The sequence below is a fragment of the Acinetobacter geminorum genome (assembly GCF_013009345.1).
Taxonomy (GTDB): domain Bacteria; phylum Pseudomonadota; class Gammaproteobacteria; order Pseudomonadales; family Moraxellaceae; genus Acinetobacter; species Acinetobacter geminorum.
This window is the reverse complement of sequence record NZ_JABELE010000014.1, coordinates 78821-92606: the sequence shown is the minus strand read 5'-3', so window position 1 is coordinate 92606 and position 13786 is coordinate 78821. Positions and strand designations below refer to the sequence as shown.

Here is a 13786-nt window from a genome sequence, read left to right as displayed (position 1 = left end):
TTTTCTATACTCTTTATTTAATATTGGGATCGCCTTTTTTTAAGAAAAAGCGAATCGCTAACTTTTGTAGGAATGTTCCATAAGGAGGGTGGAAAAGCTGAGTCGGGAAAAACCGATGACGAATAAATACAGTTTTTGCATGAGAAAGTTCACGAAAACCTTCTTCGCCATGATATGACCCCATGCCTGAGTTTCCGATACCACCGAAAGGAGCATCGTGGTTGACTACATGCCAGCCCCAGTCATTAATGGTCACACCACCCGAATGAGTTTCACGTAAAATACGATCACGTTCTACTGAATTATGCGTAAAGCAATAAAGTGCTAAAGGTCTTTCGTCCGATTTCACATAGGTAATCGCATCATCTAAAGAATCATAAGCCACCACAGGTAAAATAGGGCCAAAGAGTTCTTCTTTCATAATGCGCATATCTGGCGTGCAATTCAGCACAATCTGTACAGGCATCCTGCGACCTTGTTGGTCAAAGCTGTAAGTGTCACAAGGAACAATACGTGCACCTTTTTCTTGTGCATCGGTCAAAATATCTTGAATACGTTTTAAATGACGGTCATTTACAATCGATGTGTAATTCTCATTGTTTGTGATGTTTTGACCAAACATTTTTATAAAGCTTGATTTCGCTGCATCCACAAACTCATCAATACTTTCTTTTGGAACCAACGCATAGTCAGGCGCTACACAGATTTGACCACTATTAGTTGCTTTGCCATGGGTAATACGTTTTGCTGCATCGGCAAGTGGATAATTACGGCTCACAATGGCCGGTGATTTGCCACCTAACTCAAGTGTAACAGGTGTTAGATTTTCAGCAGCAGCTCGCATGACGACTTTGCCAATGGTAGGAGAACCTGTAAATACAATATGGTTAAATGGCAAAGAGGTAAATCTTGCTGGGTCTGTAATTTCTTCACCAAACACGGCCACTTCATCTTCATTAAAAACTTCGGCAAGCATGCGTCGAAGCATGGCATTAGTATTCGGTGTAATTTCAGGCAGCTTAATCATGACTCGGTTGCCTGCAGCTAAGGCGGCAATGAGGGGGCCAAGTGCTAAATAAACCGGGAAATTCCAAGGCACAATCACACCAACCACACCTTTCGGTTGGTATTGCACACTTAAACGGTTTGATAAAAATAAAAGCTCGGTACGCCGTTTACTTGGACGCATCCAGCGGCGTAAATAATGAATGGCATGATCGGCTTCCAACACAGAGCCAAGCAAATCTAGTAGTTTAGATTCATCAAATGATCTAGAACTAAAATCGGAATTAATCGCAGCAGCTAAAGCATCTTGATAACGGATAATTTGTTTTTTGAGTTGATGCAGTTTGGTGCGGCGTGCTTCAAGGCTTGGGTAAGGATCTGCCTCAAAATTGGCACGTTGTTTGGAAAAAATAAGTTCCATATGTTCAGTGGCAGAGCCGCTATATTCTTTTAAGGTAGACTGTTCCATTATTATTCCTTCCATACTTTTGCTTATCATACTTTATGCTTGAAGCGTTGTATGGTCGATGTTAAATTGAGACAACAAGAGGTAGTTTAGTGCCATTATGCATGTCACTCTAGGGATGGTGTGAATTAAATGCCTAATAATGTTTATAAAAATACAAATGCGGTTATCGAAGGAAATTATGATAATACATCCTTAGGTGCCAATACATATTTGCTAGGTTTGACCAGTTTATTTGATGAAATGGGTTCGCAAGACCATTCAATATCAAATGTTCTATCTGGCACAAATATTTCACCAGATGCGATGAATCAATCCTCTTTATATATTTCCCAAGTCCAAAAAATTCAGCTATTTCAAAATATTCAAAAGCTATCTCATGATCCCTTGATCGGACTACGCGCAGGGCAAAAGCAGCGGTTGTCTGATTTTGGGGTATATGGCTATGCGTTATATTCCTCACGTAATTTTAGACAAGCAGTCGAGCTTGGCATTCGACACATTAAGCTTGCAGGGCCTATTTTAAAGAAGTCTTTTTATATTCGAGATGATGTTGCCGTTTTTGAAGGGCAGGATATTATTGCTCTTGGTAAGCTTCTGCCTTTAGTGTGCGAGTTTTGGTTTAGCTCAATGCAAACCTTGATTGAACGGGTGCTTGAAGGGCCGTTCCAAGCGAAGAAGCTTTTGTTGCCCTATCCAGCGCCTGACTATGCAGAAGAATATGAAAAAGTTTTTCATTGTCCTGTTCAGTTTAATGCTGGGGTGATGCAATGGCACTTTGATTTAAAATGGCTCGATGTGCCTTGCCCAAATGCCAACCCGATTACTGCGGACATGTGTAAGTCGTTTTGTGAGCGGATGTTGGGTGCTGCTGAACTTGAAGAGCCTGAGCTGGTGAAAACGATTCGTTTAATATTATTGGATGGAACGGGGCTTTTTCCATCGGCTCAAGAAATGGCTGAACGCTTACATATTTCAAAACGGACTTTACATCGGCGCTTGGCAGGTTTTAGTCTGACTTATCAAGAGTTATTAGATGAAACTCGGCGTCGTCTTGCGGATGAATATTTGCGAGGAACAACTTTAACCGTAGATGAAATTGCTGAGAGAATCGGCTTTTCAGACACCTCTAATTTTAGAAAAGCCTACCGTCATTGGACAGGCATTTCACCAAATGAGTATCGAATACAGTACCTAAATTAGAATCAGCGTTGTCTGCTACTTAAATCGAGAAAGTAACTTTTTCTGCAAAAATGGATTACAGAGCAAAATCGCAAATAAAATAATAAATATGCCGATAATGCTGAATAGATCCGGTAATTCATGCCAAAAAACAAATCCCCAAATTCCTGCAAAAATAATAGCAATGTAATTCATTGGGCCAATTTGTCCTGCCGGTGCTAAGCTGTAGGCATAAGACATAAACAGTTGACTAATATTAGCTAAAAGTCCTGCGGCAATGAGGAGTGCTAGTTCATGCCAAGTGAAAATACGCCAATGCCAGAACATTGGAATAGAGGAAATTAAACTACCAAAAACACAGAAGTAAAAAACGATACGTTCAGGCGGCTCTGTACTGGTTAAAGCCCTTACGGTGACAAAGGCCATTGCTGATAAAAAGCATGCACCCAAGCCAATAAATGATAGTGCGTTAAATAGACCTTGATCGGGTTTAGCGACAAATAAAACCCCAATGAGCCCAATCACAGCGGCAAAAATAATCGATTTGGTAATTTTTTCTTTTAAGAAAAGCCATGCAATCAGTGGAATAAAGATAGGAGATGAATAACTAAAAACCATGGCGTTCGATAGTTTTAAGTTCGCAATGGCATAGAAAAAACCATACATGGCGGCTAGGCCGACAATACTTCGCCACGTATGCATCCAGAGTTTATCGGTTTTAATAAAATCTAGCCCCTGTTTAAAGAGCATCGGAATAAAAATAAATAAACCTACAGCATTTCTAAAAAATACGACGGTCGCATTGTCTACCGTTTCTGAAGCAAAACGAATGCACACTCCCATAATGGAAAATAATAATGCTGATGTCATAAGACAAAGCAGTGCTTTTCCAAGTTGAGTTGAGGGGAGATTTGAAGCAGTCTGATTTTGCATAGAGAAATGAGTTTTTGGTTTTCGATGTTATTTTAGCAGCGCTGTTATGTTTTAGTGAAATGTGTCGTAATTAATATGGGAAATAAGAAAGATGAGGTGATATAACCTCATCTTATAAACCTTATTAGGTCACGGGTGCTGGGTTAAATACAGCGAGTGAGTTATGAATACCCCAACGGTCCGACCACGTTTGCTGCTCACCACTAGCCACTTGTAAAATCAGTTCAAAAAGTTCCCAGCCCACGTCTTCAATGGTTTTCTTCCCAATAGCTATATCGCCGGCACTGATATCAATCAGGTCATACCAACGGTTTGCAATATTGTTTCGGCTTGCCATTTTAATAACCGGCACAGCTGCCAGCCCATAAGGTGTACCGCGGCCTGTGGTAAAGACTTGGACCGTAATTCCAGATGCCATTTGCTGCGTACCACAGATAAAGTCACTTGATGGCGTTGCTGCAAAAATTAATCCTTTTTTAGTCGGTCTTTGACCCGGTGCGAGAACTTCTACAATCGGTGAGCGGCCCGATTTGGCGATCGATCCCATCGCTTTTTCTACAATGTTATTTAGTCCACCTTTTTTATTACCCGGTGTGGTATTGGCACTTCGGTCTACTTGGCCTGCTGCTAAGTAGTCATCGTACCATTTCATTTCTCGAATTAGATCTTTGGCAACTTGTTCATTTACTGCGCGTGGAGTAAGTAGGTGAATGCCATCGCGGACTTCTGTAACTTCCGAAAACATGACGGTGCCGCCACATTGCACAATTAGGTCAGCTGCGAAACCAACGGCAGGGTTAGAGGTGACTCCCGAAAATGCATCACTCCCACCACATTGCATGCCTACAACTAAATTAGAAGCTGGAACTTTTTCTCGAGTACGTTGATTAAGCTTTTCAAGGTGTTGTTCTGCCACGGTTAAAATATGGTTCACCATACTTTCAAAACCGTTGTGGCGTTCATCTTGCAACTGAATAATATCTTCGTTTGCTAGGGGAATATATTTGTTTTCTTTGGGAATATTTAAAAGTCGTTCGGGTTGCATTTTTTCGCAGCCCAGACTTATAACCATAATTTCTCCACCAAAATTAGGGTTGAGTGCAAGGTTATGTATGGTACGAATAGGAACAATTGCAGCGGGTGCATCAATTGCTACACCACAACCATATAAATGGTTTAATCCAACTACTCCATCTACATTTGGATATTTAGGAAGTAAATCGCGCTCAATAATTTTAACGACATAATCGACAATACCCTCTACACAGTTAACACTGGTCGTAATACCTAAAATATTCTTTGTGCCGACGCTACCATCCTTATTTTTATAACCTTTAAATGTATATCCGCTCAAGGCTGGAAGGTTTGGATCAGGACGAGTTGCTAACTCAAGATCATCTAGCTCAGGTGCCTCAGGCATTTGGGTAACGGCTTCATTTACCCATGAACCCGCGGGTAAATCTTTATTGGCATAGCCAATAATCTCCCCATAACGAACAATTGCTTCACCTTGCTTTAATGACTCTAATAAAACTTTATGTCCCTGTGGCACATGATCAACCAAAATAAGTTGGTATTCCTCAATAGGTGTAGAAGGTGGTAAACCGCCGTCATTCACTACAATGGCTACATTATCAAGAGGACTAATTTTTATGAGGAGAGGCTTCAGCATGATCGTTCCTTGTATACATTTGAAGAGAGGTCATAACGCTTAAGTTAGTTAAGCGTTATGACTTAAAGTTCTAAGAGGTAGGTTTTAATTCGAAGCGCTGAATTTTGCCGACAATAACCGTATAGCAAATGACAGCTGCGATGGCATGTACACCAACATAAGTTAATGCAAGGTTGAAAGAGCCTGTACTTGCCAAGATATAGCCGATCACAATTGGGGTCACGATTCCTGCCGTATTACCAAATGCATTCATCATTCCACCTGATAAACCAACCATTTCTTTTGGTGCAACGTCAGACATCACTGCCCAGCCTAAAGAGCCGATTCCTTTACCGAAGAATGATAAGGACATAAAGAATACGATTGCTGCTTGAGAATCGACGTAATTACACATAATGATTGAGGTTGAAACCAAGAAGCCGACTACGATAGGTAGCTTTCTTGAAAAGCTTAAGCTGTAATTCATTCGAATTAACTTATCTGAAATTAAGCCACCTAAAATTCCGCCTACAAAGCCACAGAGTGCTGGTGCAACCGCCGCAAAACCCGCTTCTAAAATGCTGAGATGTCTTTCTTTGACAAGGTAAACAGGGAACCAAGTCAAGAAAAAATAGGTCAGTGTATTTACACAATATTGGCCAATAAAAATACCGAGCATCATACGTGAAGCAAGAAGTTGTTTAACTTTACTCCAAGTAATTTTCTCTTTTTTAGCGTTTTGGCTGTTTTCGCCCATATCCAGTAAAGCACCTTCTGAAGCAATGTATTTGACCTCTTCAGGATTTACTGTTGGATGATTCGTCGGGCTATAAATGACCTTGAGCCAGATAAAGGAAAGAATGATTCCTAAACCACCCATGACCCAGAAAATAGACTGCCAATGGACGGTTGCAACAAGCCAGCCCATGAGGGGAGCGAAAAGTACGGTCGAGAAGTAAGAGGATGAGTTGAAAATGGCAGCTGCAGTACCACGTTCTTTGGTTGGAAACCATGCAGCAGCAATTTTACTGTTACCCGGAAAAGCAGGTGACTCAGACAAACCGACTAAAAATCTGAGTATAAAGAGTGAAGTAATAATGGTCGCAGTATCACCTAAAATGTCGGTAAAACCGATTAAAACAGTGAACAAAGACCACAAAAACAGACTCCAGAAATATACACGGCGAGCACCAAACTTATCGAGTAGCCAACCACCTGGAATTTGACCAATCACATAGGCCCATGCAAAGGCCGAGAAAATATAACCCATGGTGACTGAATCGATTCCCAGCTCATGAGACATTGGCGTTGCAGCCATTGAAAGGGTTGCACGATCACCGTAATTAAAAGCCGTGACCAAAAAAATCATCGCAAGAATGTAGTAGCGAGTTTTTGTATGTTTGGCTCTTTGCTGAGTCACTACAGCAATATTTGTTTGCAGATTATCCATATACAAACTCTTTTAATAATCGACCTATTTGCATATCCGTGAAATAGGTGACGTCATGTCAAATTCATCGATAGAATAGATGAGAAAACGGAATTTTGTATCTACTCTATAGTCCTAGTTCTAAAACCGCGCCTTTAGATGTATGACATCATATGATTAAAAATATTATTTTGACAAGTAGGCTCGAAAAATAATTTTCACATGGATTTATATTGACAAGTTGTCTGATGTCTTATAAGTTTTGGTAATGAAAAAATAGTATCAGAATGCCAAGGAGTATTTTAATGGCGACCTCTACACCTATCGTTAAATCAATTCGAGCAATTCCTGTTGCTGGACATGACAGCATGCTGCTCAATTTGAGTGGTGCTCATGGACCTTATTTCACTCGTAACATACTCATTATCGAAGATAACTCTGGAAATATTGGTGTAGGTGAAATTCCAGGCGGAGAGAAAATTTTAGCGACATTAAATGATGCTAAAGCCTTGGTAGAAGGGCAACCAATTGGCGAATATAAAAATCTACTTAAAAAAATTCAGCAAACTTTTGCTGATCGTGACAGTAGTGGCCGAGGTAATCAAACCTTTGATTTACGTACAACCATTCACGTTGTAACAGCCTATGAGTCAGCATTGCTTGATTTACTTGGTAAGCATTTAAATGTAAATGTTGCAAGTTTACTTGGTGAAGGGCAACAACGCAGTGAAGTTGAAGTATTAGGGTATTTATTCTTTATTGGTGACCGCAAACAGACTTCATTAGACTATGCGACTACACCTCAACATAACCATGATTGGTATAAAGTCCGTCATGAAAAAGCGTTAACACCTGAGGCTGTGCAGCGTTTAGCAGAAGCTTCTTATGACCGTTATGGTTTTAAAGACTTTAAATTAAAAGGTGGTGTATTACAGGGCGAACAAGAAGCCGAAGCTGTTACAGCTATCGCGCGCCGTTTTCCAGAAGCACGTGTGACGCTTGACCCAAACGGAGCATGGTTTTTAGATGAAGCAATTGCTTTGGGTAAACATCTTAAAGGCGTGTTGGCCTATGCAGAAGACCCGTGCGGTGCAGAACAAGGTTATTCAAGCCGTGAAATTATGGCTGAGTTTAAGCGAGCAACGGGGTTACCGACCGCCACGAATATGGTTGCTACTGACTGGCGGGAAATGTCGCATAGTATTCAATTGCAAGCTGTTGATATTCCTTTAGCTGACCCGCATTTCTGGACGTTGGAAGGTTCGGTGCGTGTTTCTCAGTTATGTAAAATGTATAACTTAACGTGGGGATCGCATTCAAATAATCACTTTGATATTTCCCTTGCCATGTTTACTCATGTTGCAGCGGCTGCAGTAGGTAAGGTAACGGCAATTGATACGCACTGGATTTGGCAAGAAGGTACAGATCAACTGACTAAAGCACCGCTTGAAATTAAAGACGGTAAAATTCAGGTACCAACAGCACCGGGACTTGGTGTTGAGCTGGACTGGGACCGAATTAACCAAGCCCATGAACTTTATAAATTAAAAGGTTTAGGAGCTCGTAATGATGCGGATGCGATGCAATTTCTAATTCCTAATTGGACTTTTAATAATAAAAAGCCATGTTTGGTTCGTTAATCTGACTCGATTTGTATTTAAATATTGAATTGATAGCTGTCCTTTGGGGCAGCTTTTTTATTGCTATAAAAAAATTAATTTTAAAAAGAAAAAAGATATTGATTAAAATAAAATTTATGATGTAAGATGTCTGACAACATAAACATGTATGGATATTTTCTAATGGATGCTCTTGAGTTAAAAAACATTGTTTCTGATGGCCTTCTTTCTTTTCCGGTTACTGACTTTGACCAAAATGGGGACTTTAATAAATCTTCTTATGCAAAACGTCTTGAATGGTTAGCACCTTATGGTGCAAGTGCATTATTTGCTGCGGGTGGTACAGGCGAGTTTTTTTCGTTAACTGGCAATGAATATTCTGAAGTAATTAAAACAGCGGTCGATACTTGTAAAGGTAGTGTACCGATTATTGCCGGGGCAGGTGGCCCGACACGTCAGGCGATTGCTCAAGCACAAGAAGCGGAACGTTTAGGGGCACACGGTATTTTGTTAATGCCGCATTACCTAACTGAAGCAAGCCAAGAAGGTTTAATTGAACACGTTAAGCAAGTATGTAACTCAGTAGACTTTGGCGTAATTTTTTATAACCGTAGCGTTTCAAGATTAAATCTCGATTCAATCCAAAAGTTAACTGAGATGTGCCCGAACTTAATCGGTTTTAAAGACAGCTCCGGTCAAATCGATATGATGACGGCCGTGACTCAGACTATGGGTGATCGGTTGTCGTATTTAGGTGGTTTACCAACAGCAGAAGTTTTTGCAGCGCCTTATAAAGCTTTAGGTTGCCCAGTTTACTCGTCAGCTGTGTTTAACTTTATTCCAAAGACTGCTATGGAGTTTTATGACGCACTTCGCAGTGATGACTTTGAAACAACCAATCGTTTGATTAAAGATTTCTTCTTGCCATTGATAAAAATTCGCGACCGTAAATCAGGTTATGCGGTAAGCATGATTAAAGCAGGTGCCAAAATTGTTGGCCACGATGCTGGTCCTGTGCGTCCACCATTAAGTGATTTAACTCAAGCAGACTATGAAGATTTGGCCGCGCTTATTGCGACACTCGGTCCGCAATAATTTAACTGTTTAGGTAGTGGAGCTTTAAAATGAGTAAAAATAACGGTCGGCAGTTTATTAATGGCCAACGCGTTGCTGCAAATGCACCAGCTTTAGAAAGTATAGGTGCAAAAGACTATCAGCCAACAGGTTATGTATTTAGTCAGGCAACACTTGAAGAAGTGGATCAAGCTGCTCAAGCTGCGCATAACGCTTTTTTAGTTTATAGCCAAACGACTCAAGAACAACGTGCATCTTTTCTTGAAGAAATTGCTCGCCAAATTGAAGCATTGGGGGCGAACTTGCAGGAGGTCGCTTCACTTGAAACAGGTTTGCCACTTGCTCGTCTTCAAGGTGAAACAGGTCGGGTTACTGGTCAGCTAAGACTATTTGCTGAACTTTTACGCCGTGGCGATTTTTATGGTGCCCGTATTGATGTGGCATTACCAGAACGTAAGCCTTTGCCTCGTGTTGATTTGCGTCAATATAAAGTTGGTGTAGGACCGGTTGCTGTGTTTGGCGCGAGTAATTTCCCACTTGCATTTTCAACTGCAGGCGGTGATACCGTAGCTGCTTTAGCAGCAGGATGTCCAGTTGTCTTTAAAGCACATTCTGGCCATATGGCGACTGCTGAGCTTGTTGCAGAAGCCATTGAAAAAGCAATCGAAGTTTGCGATATGCCTAAAGGCACATTCAATATGATTTTTGGTGGCCGTATTGGCGCAAACTTGGTAGAACATCCACTGATTCAGGCAGCTGGTTTTACGGGTTCTCTTGAAGGCGGAATGGCGCTTTATAACCTTGCGCAGAGCCGTCCTCAGCCAATTCCATTCTTTGCTGAAATGTCGAGTGTGAACCCAGTAGTGGTTTTATCTGAAGCGCTGAGTTCTCGTGGTGAACAAATTGCTCAGGATACGGTTGCTTCATTCAATATGGGATGTGGTCAGTTCTGTACAAAACCAGGGTTAATTTTAGGCGTACAAGGTCCTGAATTTGAGAGTTTCGTAGCAGCTTTAGCTGAAAGCACGCAAAAAGCTGTGCCTCAGGTTATGTTGAATGAAGGTACTTTAAAAAGTTACCGTCAAGGTATTGATGCTCTAAACAGCGAAGCTGGTTTTGAAGTTATTGCGACAGGTCAAGAGGCCGAGCTAGTTTCTCAAGCAAAAGCACATCTATTTAAAGCGGACCAATCTGTTTTACTGTCAGGCAACCCAAAACTACAACATGAAGTTTTCGGGCCAATGTCGATTGTGATTGGCGTAGAGGATGAAGCGACTTTATTAAAAGGAATAGAAGCTTTAGGTGGACAGCTCACGGCAACGATTATTGGTGATGAAAATGAGTTGTCCGAAGCAGGCGAACTTCTTCATTTGCTAACTGGTAAAGCTGGCCGTGTATTGTTTAACGGTTTCCCGACAGGAGTTGAAGTGTCTGATGCCATGGTGCATGGTGGCCCTTTCCCTGCAACCAGTGATGCACGCGGAACTTCGGTAGGTACGGGAGCAATTGAGCGCTTCTTGCGTCCGGTATGTTTCCAAAATACACCACAAGTTTTATTACCCGATGCATTAAAAGATAATAATCCACTACAGATTACTCGTCTGGTCAATGGGCAGTTAAGTCAGGCTCAACTTTAAAAGTTGTGCAGCTCAATCAACGCTATTGAGCTGCATATTTTTTAACTTATTCAACGCATTATTAAATATCAACAGAAGTACAAGTTGCTTACTTTTTAAATATATGTGAGAGCTTGATAAGGGAGATAAAATATTTTGATTTTAATAACTTAGAGGTATAAAAACCGAATATGACTATCGTCTAAGTTTATAGTAAAATGAATTTTCTAATTTTTTCAACATTTCATGAGTTCTTCAGATTATGTCTAGTGCAATTAAACCTAGATCAACAAAAAAACTAAGCCAGATTATTGTAGAACAACTGATCGAAAAAATTCAGTCTGGAGATTTCCAAGTCGGAGAGAAAATTCCGACCGAACTTGAATTAATTGAAACTTTTGAAGTAAGCCGTTCCGTTATTCGTGAAGCAATTACTGAATTGCGTTCTTTAGGGTTTGTCGAAACTCGTCACGGGATTGGTACTTTTGTAAAAGAGCAAACTGTTGAACAGAATTTTTTGCTGTCTAATGCCAGTTTAGAAACTATTAACGATATTGTTTCTTTACTTGAGCTTCGAATTAGCCTTGAGTCTGAAGCTGTTTTTTTAGCCTCTGAGCGCCGTAAGCAAATCCATATTGATAAAATGAAAGCTGCGCTTGAAGACTTTGAACGCCATATTTCATCAGATGCAAATGATGGCACGGTAAAAGCTGATTATGATTTCCATATTGCCATTGCTGAAGCTTCTGAAAACCAATATTTCGTTGATTTTCTAAAGTATCTCGGTGAAAAAATTATACCGCGTGCACGCTTAAAATCTATTGAGCAAAGCCCAGAAAACCGCGAAGAATATTTAAAAGCGGTTCATCATGATCATGTCAATATTTATAACGCAATTGTCGATCAGGACGGTTTATTGGCCCGACAAATGATGCGAGCTCATTTGTCTAAAAGTATTAAAAAGTTTAAGCAGTAAAGCTTGAGCTAAGACTAAGATAAAAAAGAGAGCTTATTTAAGCTCTCTTTTAATTTTTAGGGTGCTATTTACAGCTAAAGTTTTCAGCTTTTTCGCTATTACCTTGACCATTGTAACGGGCAATCAGTGGGTAAGGACAAAGTGGACGGGTGCGGTCTGGCGCCCAGTCTTGTGGAAGCTCAGTATTGATTTGACCACTCGGGTTACCTGCGCCGCGTGCGGTTGCAATAATTTTGTCAGGTGCTTGCCCATATTCCACCCAGTTGACTAAAGCAGTCAATGCATCAAATTGGTCAGTCGCAATGCCATCACGGGTATGGTTCATGCCCGGAACTCTAAAGAAACGTGCGAATTCAGGTGCTGTACCTTTTGCGTCATTTTTATAGTGTTGTAGCAGTTGATCGTACCAATTTTGGGTGTCATCTACAGAGAAAACGCCGTCTGCTGTGCCTTGTACCACAATCATTTTTCCACCGTGATTACGGAGTTTATCTAGATTCAATTCATCGGGCGGCATCATGAATGACATCGAACTTTCGGTATACACATCATTGGTTGCCGATAGTTTTGGATAGTCGGTATCGAAGTTAAAATTAAAGGCAAATTGTCTAGAATTTTGAGTCACAGTTGGGTCTGGTGGAACCTGAAAAAGAATGCCGACTGCAACCGGGTCACGTGCTGTTCCCACCGAAGATTCGAATTTCCAGCTTGCCCAGTTACTACCGACTAAACCGGGGTCGAAAGGTTGAGTTGCATAGAGCGCTTGTCCAGCCGAATTTACAGGACCGCGGTAAATGTTGGCTAATACATCAATTTGTTCGGTGCTTAAACAAGTACCATCTCTTGTGCTTGAGCAAACGGGTACATCTTTGTGAATATCAAAAGCTGTACGGCAAGCCTCGACATCTTGAACCAAGCCATCTGCAACACCGTCTAAGGCATCGCATCGATCTAAAATCGCTTTTGCTAAAACTTTACGCTCTGAAAGGGTCAGGGCGGTACTTAAGTCATTTTCATCTGTTGCGACACGACGAAGCTGCTGCGCTGTGTAGAGTTGAGCTGCTGCTGCACGAGGTAAATGAAAACCTGGTGTACTCGCTAGAATTCCGTCATATTGGTCGCCCAAACGGGTTGCGGCAATCATGGCGTGTCGCCCACCGTTCGATGTACCGCCTGCATAGGAGCGGTCTGGCAATTTACCATATGCGGCTTTAATTAGGTTTTTTGCCATAGGCGTGAGTTTGGTAATCGAACCGTAGCCGTAGTTAATTCTGGCTTGAGGGTCTAAACCAAACATTGGATTTTGTGAAGCATTATGTCCTGCATCGGAAGAAATAACAGCAAAACCATTATGCAGGGCATTGGTCAGTGGACCACCGCTACCGACCTGACCCGTTGCAGGTACTAAATTACCATCGGTTCCACCATTGCCTTGATAGAGAAAACGGCCGTTCCAGTCTATTGGTAAGCGCATTTCAAAACCAATTTGATAAGTTTGTCCATCCACAGGGCTTACACGTTGATCCATATAACCTTTGACCAGACAATGTGCGCCAATCGGTTTATTGGCGACCGTCAATGTGCCTGTTTCTTGAAGGGTGGCGGAACTAATGACCGTATTGTTGTATTGAAATCCGAGTAAGTCTGAACAGCTTCCTGTCATTTTTACGCCAACAGCAGGAGACAGCTGCGGTGGTTTGTTTGTTGAGGGAACCGTTGCCTCATCATTATCACTTCCACAGCCTGCCAAAGTACCAAGCATGGCAAGCACTAAAGCGGAGTGCATCAAAATTCGTTTATTGTTGGTGTAATTCATTTATTCATATCCTTATTGA

At 41.3% G+C, this 13786-nt stretch carries 10 protein-coding genes; 5 read left to right on the top strand and 5 right to left on the bottom strand.

From position 1 onward, the window contains the following. Positions 1-13: 13 nt before the first annotated feature. Complete coding sequence (locus tag HJG58_RS14175; RefSeq protein WP_170249400.1) at positions 14-1474, bottom strand: coniferyl aldehyde dehydrogenase; 1461 nt, start codon at positions 1472-1474, stop codon at positions 14-16. A gap of 129 nt (positions 1475-1603) precedes the next feature. Between HJG58_RS14175 and HJG58_RS14170 the strand changes: the two genes are divergently transcribed. Then, the gene (locus HJG58_RS14170) at positions 1604-2674 is read left to right on the top strand and encodes an AraC family transcriptional regulator (RefSeq protein ID WP_170249398.1); all 1071 of its coding nucleotides are present in this window, start codon (positions 1604-1606) and stop codon (positions 2672-2674) included. A 15-nt stretch (positions 2675-2689) separates the two neighbouring features. Here HJG58_RS14170 and HJG58_RS14165 read toward each other — a convergent pair whose 3' ends face one another. The 3 genes from HJG58_RS14165 to HJG58_RS14155 all read right to left on the bottom strand — a co-directional run bounded on the left by HJG58_RS14165 (position 2690) and on the right by HJG58_RS14155 (position 6687). Continuing rightward, positions 2690-3586, bottom strand: coding sequence for a DMT family transporter (locus HJG58_RS14165; RefSeq protein WP_170249396.1), 897 nt, complete (start codon positions 3584-3586; stop codon positions 2690-2692). A gap of 124 nt (positions 3587-3710) precedes the next feature. Next, positions 3711-5258, bottom strand: a complete 1548-nt coding sequence (gene garD / locus HJG58_RS14160) for a galactarate dehydratase (RefSeq protein ID WP_170249394.1) — start codon at positions 5256-5258, stop codon at positions 3711-3713. A gap of 70 nt (positions 5259-5328) precedes the next feature. Then, on the bottom strand, positions 5329-6687 hold the full coding sequence (locus HJG58_RS14155; protein ID WP_047480210.1) for an MFS transporter: 1359 nt from the start codon (positions 6685-6687) through the stop codon (positions 5329-5331). A 284-nt stretch (positions 6688-6971) separates the two neighbouring features. Here HJG58_RS14155 and gudD point away from each other — a divergent pair, with 284 nt between their 5' ends. From gudD to HJG58_RS14135, 4 genes are all read left to right on the top strand, one after another. Next, on the top strand, positions 6972-8306 hold the full coding sequence (gene gudD / locus HJG58_RS14150; protein ID WP_170249392.1) for a glucarate dehydratase: 1335 nt from the start codon (positions 6972-6974) through the stop codon (positions 8304-8306). 162 nt (positions 8307-8468) lie between these two features. After that, complete coding sequence (kdgD, locus tag HJG58_RS14145; protein ID WP_170249390.1) at positions 8469-9380, top strand: 5-dehydro-4-deoxyglucarate dehydratase; 912 nt, start codon at positions 8469-8471, stop codon at positions 9378-9380. Between the two features lie 29 nt (positions 9381-9409). Continuing rightward, positions 9410-10996 (top strand): aldehyde dehydrogenase (NADP(+)), encoded by a 1587-nt coding sequence (locus tag HJG58_RS14140; RefSeq protein ID WP_170249388.1) that lies wholly within the window; start codon positions 9410-9412, stop codon positions 10994-10996. Between the two features lie 241 nt (positions 10997-11237). Continuing rightward, positions 11238-11951: a FadR/GntR family transcriptional regulator gene (locus HJG58_RS14135; RefSeq protein WP_005042034.1), complete on the top strand. Its 714-nt coding sequence runs from the start codon at positions 11238-11240 to the stop codon at positions 11949-11951. Positions 11952-12015: 64 nt separating this feature from the next. On the opposite strand, the gene HJG58_RS14130 is transcribed toward HJG58_RS14135, so the two are convergent. Further along, positions 12016-13767 (bottom strand): tannase/feruloyl esterase family alpha/beta hydrolase, encoded by a 1752-nt coding sequence (locus HJG58_RS14130; RefSeq protein WP_170249386.1) that lies wholly within the window; start codon positions 13765-13767, stop codon positions 12016-12018. Positions 13768-13786 lie beyond the last annotated feature (19 nt).

Excerpts from the sequence above, each read along its gene's own strand:
- HJG58_RS14175 (WP_170249400.1), bottom strand. The coding sequence starts at position 1,474 with ATGGAACAGTCTACCTTAAAAGAATATAGCGGCTCTGCCACTGAACAT.
- HJG58_RS14170 (WP_170249398.1), top strand. The coding sequence starts at position 1,604 with ATGCCTAATAATGTTTATAAAAATACAAATGCGGTTATCGAAGGAAAT.
- HJG58_RS14165 (WP_170249396.1), bottom strand. The coding sequence starts at position 3,586 with ATGCAAAATCAGACTGCTTCAAATCTCCCCTCAACTCAACTTGGAAAA.
- garD (WP_170249394.1), bottom strand. The coding sequence starts at position 5,258 with ATGCTGAAGCCTCTCCTCATAAAAATTAGTCCTCTTGATAATGTAGCC.
- HJG58_RS14155 (WP_047480210.1), bottom strand. The coding sequence starts at position 6,687 with ATGGATAATCTGCAAACAAATATTGCTGTAGTGACTCAGCAAAGAGCC.
- gudD (WP_170249392.1), top strand. The coding sequence starts at position 6,972 with ATGGCGACCTCTACACCTATCGTTAAATCAATTCGAGCAATTCCTGTT.
- kdgD (WP_170249390.1), top strand. The coding sequence starts at position 8,469 with ATGGATGCTCTTGAGTTAAAAAACATTGTTTCTGATGGCCTTCTTTCT.
- HJG58_RS14140 (WP_170249388.1), top strand. The coding sequence starts at position 9,410 with ATGAGTAAAAATAACGGTCGGCAGTTTATTAATGGCCAACGCGTTGCT.
- HJG58_RS14135 (WP_005042034.1), top strand. The coding sequence starts at position 11,238 with ATGTCTAGTGCAATTAAACCTAGATCAACAAAAAAACTAAGCCAGATT.
- HJG58_RS14130 (WP_170249386.1), bottom strand. The coding sequence starts at position 13,767 with ATGAATTACACCAACAATAAACGAATTTTGATGCACTCCGCTTTAGTG.